Source organism: Flavobacterium sp. 22659, assembly GCF_052044235.1.
In the GTDB taxonomy this organism is placed as follows: Bacteria; Bacteroidota; Bacteroidia; order Flavobacteriales; family Flavobacteriaceae; genus Flavobacterium; species Flavobacterium johnsoniae.
Genome location: NZ_JBQEMU010000001.1, coordinates 265,302 through 284,414 on the forward strand (window position 1 = coordinate 265,302; position 19,113 = coordinate 284,414).

General features: G+C 32.0%; 19 protein-coding genes. 8 read left to right on the forward strand and 11 right to left on the reverse strand.

Going from position 1 to position 19,113, the window contains the following annotated elements:
* Window positions 1–231: 231 nt before the first annotated feature.
* Window positions 232–471, forward strand: coding sequence for a hypothetical protein (locus ACTJIW_RS01310; protein ID WP_073408990.1), 240 nt, complete (start codon window positions 232–234; stop codon window positions 469–471).
* 70 nt (window positions 472–541) lie between these two features.
* Here the strand turns inward: ACTJIW_RS01310 and recQ are convergent, their stop codons facing one another.
* Complete coding sequence (recQ, locus tag ACTJIW_RS01315) at window positions 542–2,737, reverse strand: DNA helicase RecQ (RefSeq protein ID WP_012022387.1); 2,196 nt, start codon at window positions 2,735–2,737, stop codon at window positions 542–544.
* 88 nt (window positions 2,738–2,825) lie between these two features.
* Between recQ and ACTJIW_RS01320 the strand changes: the two genes are divergently transcribed.
* The 5 genes from ACTJIW_RS01320 to ACTJIW_RS01340 all read left to right on the forward strand — a co-directional run bounded on the left by ACTJIW_RS01320 (window position 2,826) and on the right by ACTJIW_RS01340 (window position 6,151).
* Entirely contained in the window at window positions 2,826–3,791 is a 966-nt protein-coding gene (locus ACTJIW_RS01320) for a KpsF/GutQ family sugar-phosphate isomerase (protein WP_274251365.1), read from the forward strand.
* Complete coding sequence (gene tatC, locus ACTJIW_RS01325) at window positions 3,791–4,606, forward strand: twin-arginine translocase subunit TatC (RefSeq protein WP_012022389.1); 816 nt, start codon at window positions 3,791–3,793, stop codon at window positions 4,604–4,606. Before ACTJIW_RS01320 ends, tatC begins: the two co-directional genes overlap by 1 nt.
* Window positions 4,599–4,949: a carboxymuconolactone decarboxylase family protein gene (locus ACTJIW_RS01330; RefSeq protein ID WP_012022390.1), complete on the forward strand. Its 351-nt coding sequence runs from the start codon at window positions 4,599–4,601 to the stop codon at window positions 4,947–4,949. The genes tatC and ACTJIW_RS01330 overlap by 8 nt, the downstream gene beginning before the upstream one ends.
* A 160-nt stretch (window positions 4,950–5,109) precedes the next feature.
* On the forward strand, window positions 5,110–5,850 hold the full coding sequence (gene lptB, locus ACTJIW_RS01335; protein ID WP_440715332.1) for an LPS export ABC transporter ATP-binding protein: 741 nt from the start codon (window positions 5,110–5,112) through the stop codon (window positions 5,848–5,850).
* Between the two features lie 76 nt (window positions 5,851–5,926).
* Window positions 5,927–6,151 (forward strand): DUF5808 domain-containing protein, encoded by a 225-nt coding sequence (locus ACTJIW_RS01340; protein WP_073408992.1) that lies wholly within the window; start codon window positions 5,927–5,929, stop codon window positions 6,149–6,151.
* Window positions 6,152–6,211: 60 nt separating this feature from the next.
* Here the strand turns inward: ACTJIW_RS01340 and ACTJIW_RS01345 are convergent, their stop codons facing one another.
* Together ACTJIW_RS01345 and ACTJIW_RS01350 are read right to left on the reverse strand one after the other, a co-directional pair.
* Window positions 6,212–7,051 (reverse strand): glycoside hydrolase family 25 protein, encoded by an 840-nt coding sequence (locus ACTJIW_RS01345; RefSeq protein WP_012022392.1) that lies wholly within the window; start codon window positions 7,049–7,051, stop codon window positions 6,212–6,214.
* Between the two features lie 10 nt (window positions 7,052–7,061).
* The gene (locus tag ACTJIW_RS01350) at window positions 7,062–7,778 is read right to left on the reverse strand and encodes a CDP-alcohol phosphatidyltransferase family protein (protein ID WP_044048195.1); all 717 of its coding nucleotides are present in this window, start codon (window positions 7,776–7,778) and stop codon (window positions 7,062–7,064) included.
* Between the two features lie 327 nt (window positions 7,779–8,105).
* On the opposite strand from ACTJIW_RS01350, the gene ACTJIW_RS01355 reads away from it, so the two are divergent.
* Both ACTJIW_RS01355 and ACTJIW_RS01360 read left to right on the forward strand, forming a co-directional pair.
* On the forward strand, window positions 8,106–9,089 hold the full coding sequence (locus tag ACTJIW_RS01355; protein WP_440715434.1) for a PorV/PorQ family protein: 984 nt from the start codon (window positions 8,106–8,108) through the stop codon (window positions 9,087–9,089).
* Window positions 9,090–9,127: 38 nt separating this feature from the next.
* On the forward strand, window positions 9,128–10,267 hold the full coding sequence (locus tag ACTJIW_RS01360) for a lipoprotein N-acyltransferase Lnb domain-containing protein (protein ID WP_440715331.1): 1,140 nt from the start codon (window positions 9,128–9,130) through the stop codon (window positions 10,265–10,267).
* Here ACTJIW_RS01360 and ACTJIW_RS01365 read toward each other — a convergent pair whose 3' ends face one another.
* From ACTJIW_RS01365 to ACTJIW_RS01400, 8 genes are read right to left on the reverse strand one after another with little or no spacing between them, the layout of a single operon-like run.
* Window positions 10,268–11,662 (reverse strand): sugar transferase, encoded by a 1,395-nt coding sequence (locus ACTJIW_RS01365; RefSeq protein WP_274251368.1) that lies wholly within the window; start codon window positions 11,660–11,662, stop codon window positions 10,268–10,270.
* 57 nt (window positions 11,663–11,719) lie between these two features.
* Window positions 11,720–13,066, reverse strand: a complete 1,347-nt coding sequence (locus ACTJIW_RS01370) for an O-antigen ligase family protein (protein ID WP_337992966.1) — start codon at window positions 13,064–13,066, stop codon at window positions 11,720–11,722.
* Window positions 13,066–14,172, reverse strand: a complete 1,107-nt coding sequence (locus tag ACTJIW_RS01375; RefSeq protein ID WP_440715330.1) for a glycosyltransferase — start codon at window positions 14,170–14,172, stop codon at window positions 13,066–13,068. The genes ACTJIW_RS01370 and ACTJIW_RS01375 overlap by 1 nt, the downstream gene beginning before the upstream one ends.
* The gene (locus ACTJIW_RS01380; protein ID WP_440715329.1) at window positions 14,169–15,287 is read right to left on the reverse strand and encodes a glycosyltransferase; all 1,119 of its coding nucleotides are present in this window, start codon (window positions 15,285–15,287) and stop codon (window positions 14,169–14,171) included. Before ACTJIW_RS01380 ends, ACTJIW_RS01375 begins: the two co-directional genes overlap by 4 nt.
* A gap of 2 nt (window positions 15,288–15,289) precedes the next feature.
* A complete protein-coding gene (locus ACTJIW_RS01385; RefSeq protein WP_121360157.1) occupies window positions 15,290–16,270 on the reverse strand; it encodes a hypothetical protein in 981 nt (326 codons plus the stop codon).
* 14 nt (window positions 16,271–16,284) lie between these two features.
* Window positions 16,285–17,301: an ATPase gene (locus ACTJIW_RS01390; RefSeq protein ID WP_274251373.1), complete on the reverse strand. Its 1,017-nt coding sequence runs from the start codon at window positions 17,299–17,301 to the stop codon at window positions 16,285–16,287.
* The gene (locus ACTJIW_RS01395; RefSeq protein WP_440715328.1) at window positions 17,301–18,458 is read right to left on the reverse strand and encodes a glycosyltransferase family 4 protein; all 1,158 of its coding nucleotides are present in this window, start codon (window positions 18,456–18,458) and stop codon (window positions 17,301–17,303) included. The genes ACTJIW_RS01390 and ACTJIW_RS01395 overlap by 1 nt, the downstream gene beginning before the upstream one ends.
* A complete protein-coding gene (locus ACTJIW_RS01400; protein WP_121360154.1) occupies window positions 18,459–19,109 on the reverse strand; it encodes a CatB-related O-acetyltransferase in 651 nt (216 codons plus the stop codon).
* Between the last annotated feature and the right edge of the window lie 4 nt (window positions 19,110–19,113).

A 19,113-nucleotide genomic window follows, 5' to 3' on the forward strand; every position in this document is an offset into this window, starting at 1 on the left:
ATTTACGCAGGTTTAAACCGATTTTATCCTTAATCTATCTTTCGTAAAATCTTTAATATTTATTTTTAGCCACAGATTATTTGGATTAAAAAGATTTCTTTTAAATGCGATAGACGCACTGCAGTGCATCTCTACAGAAAAAAAACTCAGAACCTTAGTATCTCAGAATCTTAGAACCTTTAAGAAAGACTTTGTACCTTTGCCACTCTGAACCTTTGCACCTAACAAAAAATGTCTAGAAAAATAAAACTGATTTGGGATTTTCGCGGTCCGGCTTCTGCAAAAACTGCAGAACACCACGAAATACACCTTAAAGAATATATAGCAATCGAAAAACTGCCTTTAAATATTACAGGATTTAAAATCATAAACGATATGCACGCAACCGCTTTTATGGTGGTTACTGACGAAAATATGATTCAGGTAAGAGATGCTTTGAAACCGCATCGAGGGGAGGTTTATGAAGGATGATCAAAGTTACAGTTTTCGGTCGCAGTTTACAGTTTCTTCACTGAGACTGTAAACTGCGACTGTAAACTTCTTAATTAGCGACTTCGCTGATGAACTTAATACGCATTAAACGCAATTCATCAATATCGTAGTCACCATCAAATTCTTTTAAGGCATCTTCTATTTTATCAGATTCTGATTCCATGAAGTAGTCGTGAATTTCTTCCTGCTGGTCATCATCTAAAATATCATCAAGCCAATATTTGATATTTAATTTGGTACCAGAATAAACGATTTGCTCCATTTCTTTTATTAAAGCATCCATCGTTAATCCTTTTGCAGAAGCAATATCACTCAATGGCAGTTTTCTGTCTATATTTTGAATAATGTATAATTTATTGGCAGAATTTACTCCGGTAGATTTTACTACTAAATCATCAGGACGAATGATATCATTGTCTTCAACATATCGGCTGATTAAGGCAACGAATTCGCTTCCATATTTTTTAGCTTTTCCTTCACCTACACCATGAATATTATATAATTCCTGTAAAGTAATTGGATATTTTAAAGCCATATCTTCAAGAGAAGGATCCTGAAAAACTACAAATGGAGGAACTCCAAGTTTTTTGGCAACTTTTTTGCGAAGTTCGCGAAGCATTCCGGTTAAAACCTCATCGGCAGTACCAGATGATTTTCCTCCGGTTACAATAGTTTCATCATCAGCTTCTGTGTATTCATGATCTTCAGACATCATAAACGAAACTGGTTTTTTAATAAAGTCTAAACCTTCCTGAGTAATTTTAATTACTCCGTATGTTTCAATGTCTTTAGATAAATATCCTGTAACTAAAACTTGTCTAAGCAAAGCCATCCAGTATTTTTCGTCATGGTCTGAACCTGAACCAAAATAAGATTGTGTATCGGTTTTATGCGCTTTAATTACCGCATTTATACGGCCAATTAATGTAAATACAATTTCTTTTGACTTATAAATATGTTTGGTGTCACGAACAATTTCAAGCAGTTTTACAACTTGTTCTTTGGCTTCAATTTTATTTTTCGGATTACGAACGTTGTCATCCATATCGGCGCCTTCTCCGGTTTCGCTGTCAAATTCTTCTCCAAAATAATGCAGAAGGAATTTTCGGCGTGACATCGAAGTTTCGGCGTAAGCCACCACTTCCTGCAAAAGAGCAAAACCAATTTCCTGTTCGGCAACTGGTTTTCCCGACATGAACTTCTCAAGCTTTTCTACATCTTTATAGGAGTAATAAGCCAAACAGTGTCCTTCTCCTCCATCACGACCGGCACGACCCGTTTCCTGATAGTAACTTTCTAATGATTTTGGAATATCGTGGTGAATTACAAAACGAACGTCTGGTTTATCAATTCCCATTCCGAAGGCGATTGTTGCTACCACCACATCTACATCTTCCATCAAAAACATGTCTTGATGTTTTGCACGGGTTTTTGCATCTAAACCTGCGTGATAAGGAACCGCGCTGATTCCGTTTACCTGTAGCACTTCGGCAATCGATTCTACCTTTTTACGGCTTAAACAGTAAATGATTCCAGATTTACCTTTATGTTGTTTTATAAACCGAATAATATCCGATTCTATACTTTTTGTTTTTGTACGTACTTCGTAATATAAATTAGGTCTGTTAAATGATGCTTTAAAAGTGTTTGCATCAGACATATCCAGATTTTTAAGAATATCTTCCTGAACTTTTGGGGTTGCAGTTGCAGTAAGTCCAATAATAGGTACTTTTCCTAATTGCTTAATAATGGTTCTAAGATTTCTGTACTCAGGCCTAAAATCATGTCCCCATTCTGAAATACAGTGCGCTTCATCAATCGCAACAAAAGAAATAGGCACACTTTGTAAAAAAGCAACATATTCTTCTTTTGTTAAAGATTCGGGAGCAACATATAAAAGTTTGGTTAAACCAGAACTAATATCTTTTTTTACTTGTGCAATTTCTGTTTTGGTAAGAGAGGAATTCAACACATGTGCAATTCCGTTTTCTGAAGAAAGGCTTCGAATTGCATCGACCTGGTTTTTCATCAAAGCAATCAAAGGAGAAACAACAATAGCTGTTCCGTCCTGAATTAAAGCGGGCAATTGATAACAAAGAGACTTACCGCCGCCCGTAGGCATAATTACGAAAGTATTCGTTTTACCTAAAATACTCGTAATGACTTGCTCCTGCAAGCCTTTAAATTGGCTAAAGCCGAAATACTTCTTTAATTCCTTGTGTATTTCAATTTCGTTTGAATTCATTCTTTATTTAAATGGATATTTTTGTATAAATTTGCAACACATAAAGATACAACTTTCTTTTATACATACAAATTTTAAATATTCTGTTTTGATCTCAAAAGAAAATATACTGGCAATCGCCAAAAAAACCATACTTTCTGAAAGTGAAGCAATTACAAAGTTAATTGATTTTCTGGACGAAAATTTCTTCGAAGCTGTCCAGCGTATTTACGAAACTAAAGGCCGATTGATCGTTACCGGAATAGGAAAAAGCGCCATTATTGCTCAAAAAATGGTCGCTACTTTTAACTCAACCGGAACACCTTCTATGTTCCTTCACGCTGCAGAAGCAATTCATGGAGATTTAGGAATGATTCAAAATGACGATATCATAATCTGCATTTCAAAAAGCGGAAACAGTCCTGAAATTAAAGTTTTGGTACCGCTTTTAAAACGCTTTGGAAATACGCTTATCGCTATCACCGGAAACACTACTTCTTTTTTAGCAAAAGGTTCTGATTTCGTTTTAAATACTACAGTTGACACAGAGGCCTGCCCAATAAATTTAGCACCAACAAACAGTACTACAGCACAGCTTGTAATGGGCGACGCTCTTGCGGTCTGCTTAATGGAAATGCGCGATTTTAAACCAGAAGATTTTGCGGTTTATCATCCGGGAGGTGCTTTAGGAAAAAAATTACTCCTTCGTGTAAAAGACATGATCGAGCATTCATTAAAACCAGCTGTTACTCCGGACACTTCGGTTAAAAAGGTAATTTTTGAAATTTCAGAAAAAAGATTAGGCGTAACTGCTGTTATCGAAAATGATAAAATTGTGGGAATTATTACCGATGGAGACATCCGAAGAATGCTAAATGACGTAGATACTATTGCTGACTTAACTGCAAAAGATATTATGTCAAGAAATCCAAAATTAGTATCATCAGAAACTATGGCGGTCGATGCTTTAAATATTTTAGAAGATTTTTCGATTACACAGCTTATTGTTTCTGACAACGGCGAGTACAAAGGAGTATTACATTTACATGACATTTTAAAAGAAGGAATCGTATAATGGCAAAGAAAAACCTTGGCGAGATGTCATTTCTTGATCATCTTGAAGAACTAAGATGGTTATTAGTTAGAAGTACAATTGCAATATGCATTATGGCATTTGTTACTTATTTTATTAGTGATTATTTATTTGATGAAATCATTTTGGGACCAACCCGACCAACATTTTTTACTTATGTATGGTTTTGTGATTTATCACATCAATTAGGTTTTGCAGACAGCATCTGTATTACTGAACTGAATTTTATTATTCAAAACACCGAAATGGAAGGTCAGGTAAACATTTTTGTATGGATGTGTCTTTTGGCCGGTTTCATTTTAAGTTTCCCTTATATTTTATGGGAACTTTGGAAATTTATCAGTCCGGCTCTTTATGAAAAAGAAAGAAAGCATGCTAAGATTTTCATCTTTACTTCATCTTTACTTTTCTTTTTAGGAGTAGTATTCGGGTATTATGTTGTAATCCCAATGTCTGTAAATTTCGTTGCTACTTTCTCAATAAGTGATGTCGTTGTAAATCAGTTTACTTTAGACTCATATATGGGAATGGTAAAAACGAGTATTCTGGCAAGCGGATTGTTTTTTGAACTGCCTATTATCATTTATTTCTTAACCAAATTAGGATTAGTTACTCCTCAATTCTTAAGAAAATATTGGAAATATGCTGTTGTTATTATCCTAATCATTGCTGCAATTGTAACACCTCCAGATGTTGTGAGCCAGACTATTGTAGCAATCCCAATGTTAATTATCTACGAAATCAGTATCTGGATTTCGAAGGTTGTTTATAAAAATAAATTGAAAGAAAATGTCTGATTTAGTTCAAGAATTTAACGACTATCGTTCTAAAATGAACGAAAAATTATTAGCTGACAATAACAAAATTGTAAAGCGAATTTTTAATCTTGATACCAATGCATATGCACCGGGAGCTCTTGATGTAAAAACAAAAGAACTTTTAGGCTTAGTGGCTTCAGCAGTTTTACGATGTGATGACTGCGTAAAATACCATTTAGAAACAAGTTATAAAGAAGGCATTTCTAAAGAAGAAATGATGGAAGCAATGGGAATCGCAACTCTTGTTGGAGGAACAATCGTAATTCCGCATTTAAGAAGAGCTTACGAATTTTGGGAAGCTTTAGAAGAAGCGGGAAAATAATTAGAGAATGAGATAATTAGTCAATTAGATAATTTTCATATGATATGTTAATTCGTTTAATTGATTAATTTATTTTATCTTATTTTGCCAACAGAGATAATAATTATCTCATTATCAAATTGACACATTATCTAATTAAGATATTATCTAATTAAAAAAAATGAAGCTAAGAGCCGATAATTTAATCAAAACCTATAAAGGACGTAGTGTTGTAAAAGGAATTTCTGTTGAAGTAAACCAAGGAGAAATCGTTGGACTTTTAGGCCCAAATGGCGCCGGAAAAACAACTTCATTTTACATGATTGTGGGATTGGTAAAACCAAATCAGGGAAACATTTATCTTGATGACTTAAATATTACCGATTATCCTATGTACAAACGTGCACAGCAAGGAATTGGTTATCTGGCACAAGAAGCTTCTGTTTTTAGAAAACTAAGTATTGAAGATAATATTCTAAGTGTTTTACAATTAACGAAACTTTCTAAAGAAGATCAAATCGCTAAAATGGAAAGTTTAATTGAAGAATTCAGCTTAGAACACATTCGTACCAACCGAGGCGATTTACTTTCGGGTGGTGAGCGCCGTCGTACCGAAATTGCACGTGCCCTGGCAACTGACCCAAAGTTTATTTTATTGGATGAACCTTTTGCAGGAGTTGACCCCGTTGCGGTTGAAGATATCCAAAGAATTGTAGCTCAGCTAAAAAATAAAAATATCGGAATTCTTATTACCGATCACAACGTTCAGGAAACATTGGCAATTACAGATAAAACGTATCTGATGTTTGAGGGAGGAATTCTGAAAGCGGGAGTTCCAGAAGAATTAGTAGAAGATGAAATGGTCCGCCGTGTTTATCTTGGACAAAACTTCGAACTTCGTAAGAAGAAATTAGAGTTTTAAAAAAGTATTCAGTTTTCGGTCGCAGTTTTCAATTTTTGACTGCGACCGAAAACTGTGACTGAAAACTTTTTAAAATATGAATTCAGAAAAACCAACTCAGGAAGATTACGACAATTGGCACAAAGATCCAAACAATTGGTATTTGGGATGTTTTTATTATAATCCGAAAGACAAACGATTGCTTCCACCAAAAAGAATTCAATGGATGGGATATACAGTAAATTTTGCTAATCCTTATTCAGTCTTAATTTTTCTAGCTTTCATCGCCTTAATTCCGCTCGCACTTTTATTCTCAAAATAATACCTTTAAAAAAGTATTCAGTCTCAGTAAATACTAAAAACTGCCACTGCGACTGCAAAACTATTCAACCGTAATAAACTGTAGCTGCTCTATATCACCATTATAAATATTGACATCAACACGATGTTTAATTCCCGGCAGAGACGCTTTTTCTGTAAACTGCCAAAACAGCCAGTCATCTTCAATTTTTTCTCTGTAGAAATTATAATTGGCAATCCAGAATAAATATTCTCCAAATTCTTCTTTTAAGAAATCAGAATAATATCTTTCTCCGGAATAAATTATCGGGCGAACCTGATAATGTTTTTCCACTTTAGTTAACCAGCGTTTCAAACCTTTTTTTAAACTGTCTAAAGACTGATTTTTCGGTAGTTTTTCAATATCTAAAACTGGAGGCAGATCTCCTTTTTGCAGTTTTACCGTTTTAATAAAAAGATCGGCTTGTTCTATTGAATTTTCATTTGGACGATAATAATGATAAGCCCCCCGCATAATTTTATTTTCTTTCGCCCCTTCCCAATTACGTTTAAATTGTCTGTCAACTCGATCGTTTCCGGCTGTTGCACGAATAAAAACAAATTGTACAGGATATTTTTCATCCAGAATTTCAACTTCTTCCCAATCAACTTTTCCCTGAAATTCAGATACATCAATCCCAACCACTTTTCCTTTGTGATTTTCGAGAACGCGAATATTTCTAACATCAGAAAGGTGTTTATCAACCTCATCTTCATCTAAAACTTTATCTGTTTTAAATCCAAGATAATATGCCAATCCGGCACGATAATGATAAATTGTTCCGAAGAAAAGTACTGCCAGCAGAGAAAACACGATAAAACGAATTACTCTGCCGAAAAAAGATCCTCCTTGTTTTGTTTTTCTGGTAGTTCTTCTTGCCATTCGGATATAACTACTTTTTCAAAAAGATATTATTTACTATTGACAGCAATACGTAAATAATAATAATTAACGGTACTGCTGTAAAATGAAGCAGTAAAACCAAAATAAAGGAAATTATCAAAAAGACAATTTGTAACGCATTATCTTTAAAATTGAATTTCTTAACTTTTAAAGAAAATAACGGAATTTCAGCATTTAAGATATAAGCACTGCATAAAGTAATTCCTAACAGAACCCAGTGATTGGTTAGCATTTCAAAAATCATCAATGATTCTGAAAACTTAATAACTAAAGGAAGACTTAAAATAAAAAGCGAATTTGCAGGTGTTGGCAGACCAATAAATGAATCTGTCTGACGTGTATCGATATTAAAATTAGCTAATCTGTAGCAAGAACCTAATGTAACTATAAATCCTAAAAAGGGAATATATACAGATGAAATTACATCATTCGGATTAGCACTTTTTAAGAACAAACTGTACATAACATATCCCGGAGCAACACCGCTGGTAACCATATCTGCAAGAGAGTCTAACTGAAGACCAAGCGGACTCGAAACCTTGAATAACCTGGCAAAAAAACCATCAAAAAAATCAAAAAAGATTCCAAGGCAAACCATGTAGAAAGCCATTTCATAATTAGCTTCAGAAATAAAAACTATTGCAACGCAGCCACAAAAAAGATTAATTAAAGTAATTAGATTCGGAATGTGTTTTTTGATATTCATGTTTAGATTTGATAAATTTTAAAGGACAAATTTCGCATAAAATATGATGATATTTATACAAATAGTACAAATAGTTTATACTAGTGTATAAATTTATTTATATCTGGATAGTAAGTTTACCAATTAATCGATTTCAGCATTAAACTTTCACAATATTTCCAGGAAGGAACAAATTAGATACATAAAATATTCTATTTTTGATGAAAATTTAAAAACAGGCCTCAGTCTGCAAAAAACTAACTTTTGAAGAAACTTTTAGCGTTTTCATTCTTTTGGATTTTTACTTCACAGTATGCCCAAACTGTTCGAAAATATTCGAATGAGTTTATGAATATTGGTGTCGATGCTGCTGCATTAGGAATGTCGAGCGCAGTGACAGCTTCTACAAATGATGTAAATGCTGTTTATTGGAATCCCGCAGGTTTAACTAATCTTGAAGATCATCAGTTGTCTTTAATGCACGCCAGTTATTTTGCCAATATCGCTCAATTTGATTTTATTGGATATGCAAGCCCAATTGACGACAGAAGTGCGTGGGGAATTTCGATGATCCGCTTTGGTGTCGATGATATTATGGATACGACCCAATTAATCGACAGTCAGGGAAATATTGATTACAATAGAATTCGTTTATTTTCTACAGCCGATTATGGTTTTACTTTTTCATACGCCAGAAAACTACCTGTTGAAGGATTTCAGTATGGAATAAATGCAAAAGTTATTCGAAGAGTTATTGGAAAATTTGCCAATTCATGGGGTTTTGGCTTTGATGTTGGATTGCAGTTTACTCACAATGACTGGAAATTCGGTTTAATGCTACGCGATATTACAACAACTTACAATGTTTGGAATATTGATGAAGAAGAGTACAAAAAAATTGCTGATGCTATTCCTGGAGAAAACAACGAGCTGCCAGAAAGTACCGAAATTACACTGCCAAAAGCCCAATTAGGAGTTTCAAGAAAATTTGAATTTCATAACGATTACAGCCTTTTAGCTGCAGCAAATTTAAATATGCGTTTTGAGCAGACAAATGATATTATTTCTTCTAAAGCAATAAGTATTGATCCTGCAGTTGGTTTCGAATTTGGATATACAGATCTAGTTTTTTTAAGAGCTGGTGCAGGAAATTTTCAAAATGTAATGCAGTTGGATAACACCGAAAAATTAAGTTTCCAGCCTAATATTGGTCTCGGTTTTAAATACAAAGGCATTCAGATTGATTATGCCTTAACCGATTTAGGAAATCAAAGCGCTGCTTTGTACTCGAATATTTTTTCGATAAAAGTAGATCTTGGTATTTTTAGATAATTATTAAACCTCTTTGAACTTCTTCAAAATTTTAAATTATGAAAAAAGTCCTTTTTCCAAAAATACTTTTCAGTTTAGTATTATTTCTAAATTTTACAATTAGCTTTGGGCAAAATGTGCCTCTATCTAATTATGCTAAAATAAGCGTGATTACCTGCGGATTAGGAAATGAAACTTATTCTTATTTTGGCCATACTGCAATTCGTGTTGCAGATCCAATCAACAATCTTGATGTAGTTTACAATTACGGTGCTTTTGATTTTAGAACTCCAAATTTCGTTGCCAAATTTGCAAAAGGCGATTTACAATATTTTGTAGTCGCTCATTCCTTTTCTGATTTTCTAAATGATTACACTTATGAGAAAAGAAGCGTCTTTGAACAGGAATTACTTATTTCGCAAGACTTAAAACAGAAACTTTTTGACAAGTTAAATGCTGTTTTACTATCAGACGAGCGTTATTATACTTATAAATTTATTGATAAAAATTGTACTTCAATGGTTGTTGATGTTATCAATTCGACTCTAGGCAGCAGTGTAATTGTTAAAAAAGGAGATACAGACAAAACATATCGTTCTATTTTATTCCCTTATTTCAATGGGCATTTTTATGATCAGCTGGGAACAAGCATTATTTTTGGAACGAAAGTAGACCAATTAGGAACCCGAATTTTTCTTCCTTTTGAATTAAAGAACAGTTTAGATGAAACTACTTTTCAGGGGCATCTATTGGCAGCAAAAAGTAAAACACTTTTAAATTTTGAAAAAGAAACACCATCATCTTGGTGGAATAATATTTACACATATCTGTTTATTCTGGGATTTGTAGTTTTAGCACATAACAAAATAGTAGACAAAATCTATTTGTTGATTTTATCTTTAATGGGAGTATTTTTTGTTTCGGTTGGATTTTATTCTTTTCACCAAGAACTGGCGATGAATTATAACGTGTTGTTATTTAGTCCGCTTTTATTGGTTTTGCTTCTTTTTTCGATTGCTAAAAACAAAAAATGGACTTATAGATTTGCTGTTTTACATTTACTCTTTTTAATTGTTTACAACATTTTTATAATAAACAAGGCGCATTTTTTAATTGTACTGCCAATGATTATTACGAGTGGTTTTGCTTTGGTGAGAGTGGCAATACGAAATAAGAAGCGTATTCCAATAATAATTTAATTATTGTCCGCGATAGAATAAAACCGTGGTTATGGTTTTAAAAGTGATACTTAAATCGAGGAAAATACTTCGATGTTTGATGTAGTAAAGATCGTATTGTAATTTGATCAAACTCTCGTCTATAGATTCTCCGTATGAGTAATTTACCTGTGCCCATCCTGTAAGTCCCGGCTTAATAACGTGGCGGGTTTCATAAAAAGGCATTACTTTGGCAATTTCTTCAACAAAAAAAGGCCTTTCAGGTCTTGGACCAATTACAGCCATATCGCCTTTTAAAACATTATAAAACTGCGGTAATTCATCTATTCTGGATTTACGCATGAATTTCCCAAAAGGCGTTACACGTTTATCGTTTGAAACGGCAAAAACAGCACCATTAGTTTCTGAAGCTGCAATCATGGTTCTGAATTTATAAATCTTAAAAACAACACCATTTTTTCCAACCCTTTCTTGTGTGTAAAACAAGCTTCCTTTATTTGCTAAAAGATTTCCTATAAAAATAAAAGGAATAAAAACAAAACAGACCAATAACCCTGTAAAAGAAAACAACAGTTCTAAAAATCGTATTAAGAATAAATACAACTTGTTGTTATTGCTTCGACTAAAGGGAAAGAAACGATAAAAATCACGTTCTATGTAATGTACAGGTATACGCTGTGTTTTACTCTCGTAAACCTGAGTATATTCTCTAATAACATTTCCCGATTCTAATAAATGTAATAATTGCTGGTACAAATCAGCAGTAATACCGTCTGTTTTTTGAGAAGCAATCACTATTTCAGAAACATTATGTTTGATTACAAACTTCTCAAGGTAACTTTTCTTAATTTCTTTTACGTAATAGGAGTTAGAACTTGTTTCCATAAGTGAATCTGAATTTACAAAACCAATTATTCTATAATGCGGATCAACATTCTCAAGTCCAGAAACCAATTCTTCCACCTGATCTTTATCACAAATTAAAATTACATTTTGAGAGAATCGATGTGAAGCAAGAAAAATAGCATAAAAAAAACGCCAAAGCAGCATCATAAGTAATACTGCAAAGTAAAAAATGACAATTACTAAACGTTGTTTTGGAAGTTCCGGTGATAAAATTGGAGTAAGTAAATAGACCAAGACTGCAGTAGAAACAGAAAGCACTACACTTTTAACTATTTGAAATTGATTGCTGGCAATCTGAAGATTATACATCTCGAAAATAGTTCCAAAAATCAATAAATAGCCAACAAATATAATCGGTCTATAAATAATACTGCTTTCAAATGCAAAGTAATGAAACTCAAAAAATAAATTTAAAAGATACAATATCGCAATAACGAAAAAAGCATCAAATACAAAAAGTAAAACTTTTCGTTCTGAGATTTCAAAATGCATTTTCTTATTTGAACGCATAGTTTTATGTAGATTTAAGGGCTTAAATTCGAGGCAAATGTATTATAAAAAAACAATTTACCTAATAGAGTGTTCAGTTTTTTCGGGAATTTTTACCTGAACAGAAAGAAGGCATAGAGCGTAAACAAAAGCTGGCGCCGCTATTCGCATTGCCGCATGGTTTATTGTAAGAAGCCAAAAGATAAAAAAGGATAGAAAATATAAGTGTTGTCTATTATTGACATAAAGTATAAACGGAGTAACAACTAAAATTAACAATCCAAGGATTCCAAACATGCCGTGTTCACTTAACATACGTGAAATTTCGTTATGTGAAGCCACTTCAGTTCCATATGATTCTTTACGAGCTTCTTTCCCCATTCCAACTCCCACTCCCAAAATTGGATTGTCTAAAAATATTTTAAGATCTGCATTCATAATAGCTTCCCGCCCTCCAAGTTTGTCTTTTTTTATCCTTCCTTTAGCGTCTTGATTTGCATATCTTTTCTCTATAAGTCCGCTGGTTTGTAAAGAACTATAGGTCCAGATTCCAACACTTAATAATCCTGTTAATATCACTAGTATACCAACCTTAGTTTTACCTTTAGAGTTTGAAAAATAATAAATCAATAATAGAACACACAAAATCATTGCGGCTCCAGTAATGACTCCTCCTCTGGAGAAAGTAACAATACCTCTATAGCTTATAAAAATAAGGAGTGCAGCATTTAAAATAATCAGCCTTTTTGATTTTGAAAACAAGATCGATTGTGTAAAAAAAACAAACATTCCTAGTCCTAAAATAGTTGAAACCTGATTAGGTCCAAAACCTCCTGAAGTAATAAAATTGGAGCTTGTTCCTGTCACTACCTCTTTAATACTTGGAGTGTATACAAACAAATAAACTACAGTTGTTACAATTGGCAGCCCCATTGTAAATAATATATTTTGTAAATCGGAAAATGCAATTCTACGCTTGAATGTATAAATAGAACAAATAGCCAAACAAAATGGACCTGACAAATTAAAAAATAATGCTTTTCTAATATCTGTTTCAAAAGAAGCAATTGCATTGGTGATTAAAATTCCAGGAATTAATAAAATTAAAAAGAAGGCATATATAAAAGCAGTTTTAGAAAAATTACTATAAATCATACCCAGTAACATAAAAAGAGCTACTGTCACTTTAATATATTCATTATTAAAATTACCTCCTGTCATTCGTAAAAAAACTTCAGCTCCAACTAAATATGCAGAAATGAAAAGAACTTCATTGTTTTTATTCTTATTCCTATATACAATAAAAAAGCCCACTACAGGAATGACGAAAGCATAAACTTTGGATAGAAAGGGAACAACAAAGACTGCCAGAGCAATTCCTGCATGAAGCAACAACAAAAAACTATATGACAATTTACTCTTCATTATAATAAGAAATTATCAGTCAATTTAAAAGTAAAAACAGAATCTATCCAAAAAAGATATTCTTTTATGATCGACTCCTGACCATAATGCAGTTCTATAAATTTACTTAGTTCTATTCCCATTTCTATTCGGACATTTTCATTTTCAATCAGCTTTTGGATTGATTGTACTAACTGGTTTAGATTATTTGATTCAACAACTAATCCATATTTATCTGAAATAATTACTTTTGAAATCTCTCCAACATTCGTCGCAACTACGGGCAGCTTGTGTAATCCATATTCTAGAACTGCCAAAGGAAGGCCTTCTGAAAGTGATGGTAAAACTGCAATATCAAAGTTTTTTAAAACGTCGCCTATATTGTCTACAGCTCCATAAAAAAAGACGTTTTCCTGAAGCTGTAAATCTTTTACTTTTTGTTTTAATAGTTTTGAATAGCCGTCAAAAAAGTCCTTCCCAAATAAATGAAAAGTCCATTCCGGGAATTGATTTTTAATAACATTTGCTGTTTCTATCAATAAATTATGATTTTTTTGGAGACGCAAATTGGCAACACAAACAATTCTTTTTCTATGAACTCCTTTCAATAATTTTTTTTCATCTGTGTTAGATAAATCACTCACAAAATTCGGAAAATATTTCACATTTGAACACCATAAGTATGATTCACTCCAATTTTTTAAAGCTGAATTTACAGAGATAATACCTCCAAAAAAAAATGAACTAAATTTTAAAACCAAATTTTTTCGCGAATTTAAATCTTGTGAAATTCCATAATGATCATGCCATACAATTTTAATTTTAGGATAAATAATTTTCACTAAAACTGCTGTAAAAAATGAAGAACTGTGGGCTTGAATTAAATTTATCTGATTGTTTTTAAGAAATCTTCTTAATACAAAAACCGCTTTTAAATCAACTTTTTTATTTTTATTTAAAAACAAATAAGAGACCTTTTTATCTATTTGATTCAAAAGCAATCCTTCTTTTCGTGTTGAAATCAACCCTGAAAATTCGATTTTTTCACTTAGAACATTAGCATAGTTTACCGCCATTCGCTCTGCTCCGCCAGGTTCTAGAGAATCTATAATTTGTACAATTCTCATTGTCTCAGTAATTTTTCAATTTCGGTTTCAAAAACATCGGTAGTATAATTACGTGACCATTGCAATGCTAGTGCGCTTTTTTCAAAGAAGTTGTTTTTATCTGTAAAAGCATTTTGAATTTGTATTAGATCATTCTCTAAATTCATATCCATTAAAACACCTCTTTTACCATAATCCAGCATAAAAGGAACACAAGAAACCTTTGTCGCAATTGGAACACAACCCCAAAACATTCCTTCTGCAATGGCTTTGGGCCACCCCTCACTTTTTGATGGCAATATTACGAAATGACTTTCTTGAAATCCTTTTTTTATCACTTCTTTATTTTGATTTCCATTTAAAAAAACATTTTTATCAAGTTCATTTTCAACTATATATTTTTGCAAAACAGCTCTTTCAATTCCATCTCCATATAAATTCAACATTACATTATTTCCAGATTTAATTAGTCTTTCTACTATTTTAACTGCATATATCGGATTTTTTCCTGTAACTAAACTTCCCACAAAAATAAATTTTATAAGCTGATCAAAATCCGTCTTTTTAATCAAAACCTTGTCCTTCTCTGAGTATGTTGCTGTAAAAAATGATTTAATATTTTTAGATTGGTTATTCCATTCTCCATACACTAAAACCTGTATATTCTGGGTCAAAAAGGTATTATTTAATATCCATTTCTGGAGCCTGTACGTCCATGGCTGTTTACTTTGAGGATCCCAATTACCTGCATATTTGGCTGTTTTCTTTTTTTTAGGAAAAAACACTTGAACTATACAAGCCAGCAGCCCCATATTTCCCGGACATCTTAAGTGAATATGATCAGCACTTTTCATAACCCAAAATATCTTCCACATAATATATGGAATTTTGAAAAGACTAATCAAAATGTTTTTTATGGTTAAAAAATTAAAATCAGGAATTTTCGTAAAATCTATTTTATTATGATCATAAGAACTATCTATTTCAGCAGGAACTCCTCTGGATAAAGGTGCAACTATTACTACTTCATCAACATATTTTAACCAAATATTCATTTCACGCACATACGGCGCATAACCAAAATATTGTTTTTCTCTCTCTATATGATTGACGTGTGTGATTATTGCAAATTTCATTTCTATTTTTTTTCAATCAATCTTTTTACAACTTTTTCGGGCGCTAAATAATCATCAAAATACTTCTTACTTTGTGTCTCTAACATTTGTTTAAAATCATGATTCCCAATTATTTTATCGATTGCCAAATTTATTTCTTCAGTATTCTCTGCATAAATCAAATGATGATTATGTATTAATCCAGCAGGTAGTTTATTGTAATGATGAGTTGAAATGATTGCTTTTCCCAAAGCCAGAAATTCAGCTAATTTCCAGCCATGACATGAAAGTACAGCAGGAGTATTAAATACAAAAGCTGCTTTTTTAATTTTTTTAATATAAATTTCTAATGGTACTTTCTTTGGATATATCAAATGATCATATCCTAAATTATCACCATTACTTCTTGGTGCAAATCCTCCCTCAAAATGTATATTACTATTACTTTTACAGCATTGTATAAACATAGCGCGGTTCGCATTGGTATTACTTTCTTTTTTCCAGATACTATTTATAAAAAAAACATCAGAACGAGATGACTCACTTGGTACATATTCCTTTAACTTCAGTCTTTTAAGCTGTCTCCAGTAGTTTACTGCAAATTCTTTTGCATTTGAAATTTGTTTTCTGAATCTAAAATAATTTAATGTAAGATGATAAAATGTTTGAAACAGATTCCAAATTTTAACACCAAAACTTGGTCCTATAGAAATGATTTTTCCTTGATTTCCAGTTTCAATATTATTCGAATTATAATTTACTTTTCCGTAAATGTCGCACCAATCCAATGCTTTTAAATCGATTGTAGAAGCATCACCAGAATCGATAATTATCTTCTTGAAATTACTTCCTTCTTCAACTATAAATGCAAAAGTCCCTTGACTTAAATCTGGAAATTTAGAAACATTAAACTTATAATTCTTATATACTTTTTTAATCCCAAAGATATAATAGCCGTCATAAAAAACATTACAAAGACCATAAACATATACTTTTACACTCATTTACTCAACTTTACTTAAATCAAATCCTTTATGTTTTCATTTAACACGATAAGTTCTGTATTTTGATTTTCATCAAAAACATATTTGCCATAATATGCATCATAATAATTGATCACATTTTTGGCCATTTCATTTTTTAATTCTTGAGACAATGAAAGTGCCTTATCAATTATCAATTCAATATCTGAAATGCTTTGATACACCAGACAGTTAAACTCATCCTGCAATGACGGATTTAACCAATGCGGATAATTCAAAATTGGAATAACACCAACAGACATAGCTTCTAGAACATTATGACACATAGGCATTGTCATTCCGGGAGCGCAAAAAATAAAATCGGCGGCTGTTAAATAGTATCTCCATTTTTGATTTGGAATTGCGCCGGACTGCCATCGCATTGCAACCAGTTTATCACTGAATTTTTTAGTATCCAGATCTTCCATTAATTCTTTTCCAGAAATTGAAAGTACCCTTTTATGCTTTATTACTTCCTGATAAATATCCCATCTGTTAAGTAATCTAAAATTATCCGGAATTAAAGTTGTATTATAAATTTTTTCTTCAAAATTCCCGCTCAGTATTATTCCTATTTTTTTAGAAGAAAGATTAGCCTGAGTTTCTAAGTAATTGAAAGGGTGCATGATGTAAGGCAGAACATTTTTTTGATAATCACTTGTTGTATAAACTTTTTTATAATTATAATTCACAACAAAATCTGCACTTTTATGATGACTAAACGTTTTTAATTTATTGAGTTTTGAAAAGGGTTTAGCAAAATAAATATAATCGAGCTGTTTAAACCATTTTGCCAAAAGTAACATTCGGACAACTGAAAATTGAATTACAATAGGTTCTTTATATACTGCTTTAATTCTAAAAAAAAGATTTAAATAAGTTCTCACTTTTGTACGATGAGCTACATTAAGATATACTACTGGCTGATCACCTTCGTAAAAACGAACGTATGAATAATATTCCTTAAATTCCTTAAGCTTTTTTGAAATCTTTTTTTTAATTATATAAATCATTATTTATCGTGTTGAAATAATAACGACTGAAAAAATTCGATATTTTGTTTTATTATATGGGCTAAACCATATTTTTGAATTACAAATTCTCTTGCTTGTTTACCCATAATTTTTGCTTTTTCTTTATTAGAAAAATACCATATAATTTTATCTGCAATATTTTCCGGATTATATGGGTCGCATAATAAACCGGTTTTATAATCTTCTATTGTCTCTGGTCCCGGTCCTAAAAGTGTAAAAACGACAGGTTTTTCCATTGCCATAGCTTCTGGAGCGACAAGACCCTGAGTTTCCATATGTGAAGGAAAAACACAAACTGAAGCCTCAGAATATGCTAAAGGTATATGTGTATAAGAAATACTTCCATGAAAGTGAACATCTGTGGCTATTTTTTCAATTTTAGATAATTCTTTTTCTTTAAGCATTTGAATATAAGAGCTGCCATCAGGATAAAACCAGTCTCGTCCGTAAATTTCTAGTGTTGCATTTGGGAATTCTTTTTTTACCAGTGGAAAAGCTTGTATTAACTGTCTTATTCCTTTTTTTTCACAGACAGTCCCCGCAAATACAATTTTATTTTCAGATTCTTTTCCTATTATTGGGGTAAATAAATTAGTATCAATTGGGTTACTAATATAAGCTAAGGGTTTATTTTGGTAACTTAAATATTTTTCGGTATGATTTTTAACATACTGAGAAACAGCAATGAATGCATCTGCTTTTCTAAAAGATCTTTTTTCCTGAAATCCTTTCCATTCATTAATGTTTCTGTTTTCACTTTCTGCAAAAAAATGGTGCCCTCCATGTAACCGTACAATGTATTTTATATCTTTTAGTTTATTGATAAAAGCTAATCCAAGTTCAGAAGTTTCGACAATATGTACCGGATCTTTTTGATGAATTTCCTTAATTTTATTGTTTATCTTTTTGGAATTTAAATACCATGCAAGTCCCTTTATTGTACTTTTTTTTAATCTATAAATTTTTATGTTACCTAGAATTTCTGTTTCATCTTTTGCAATATAATTAATACCCACAACAGATACTTTCAGTTCATTTTTTACCAATGCAGTTGCCATATTTTTTACAAAACTGCCTATTCCTCCATGTGGAAATCCTTCTTTAGGAAATTCGTTTGTTAAGAAGCAGATATGCATTTATGAATGTTTTTGAATGAAAATTTCGATTGGCAAATAGAAATCATTAATATTTAGTTTAATCTTTTCTTCCGGCCAGTCCCACCAGCTAATTTTATTTAATGCATCAATAATTTGTTGATTGTGTTTAAATTTAATTATTCCTGCTGGTACTCCACCAGCCACTGAATAATCTGGGACATCGCTTGAAACAACAGCTCCTGCTAAAACAGTTACTCCGTTTCCAATTTTAACTCCAGGTAAAATTGTCACATTCATCCCAATCCAAACATCATTGCCTACTACTATATTTGCTTTTTGAGATTTTAGTTTTTCATTTATGTCACTAACTTTATAAAATACATCGTTAATTGTAACCTTATCGTTTTTCTTTAGAACTTCATGAAATAACGGAAAAGAAGTGATTTCACTTTGTGTATGAAACCCAGGATCACAAATAAAATTTACATCATTTGCAATGGAACAATATTTCCCTATTACTAAACTAGAATTATTGAACCATTTCCATACAAAAGCGCCATTATCATATGTTTTATTCCCGACACTTGCCCATTTTGCATCTTTTAAATATGTCTTGTTTATCCCTTTTAAATAATTATAATAATTAATTCCCAGAATTTTCCAAAACATTTTTCTAACATACTGAATCATATGA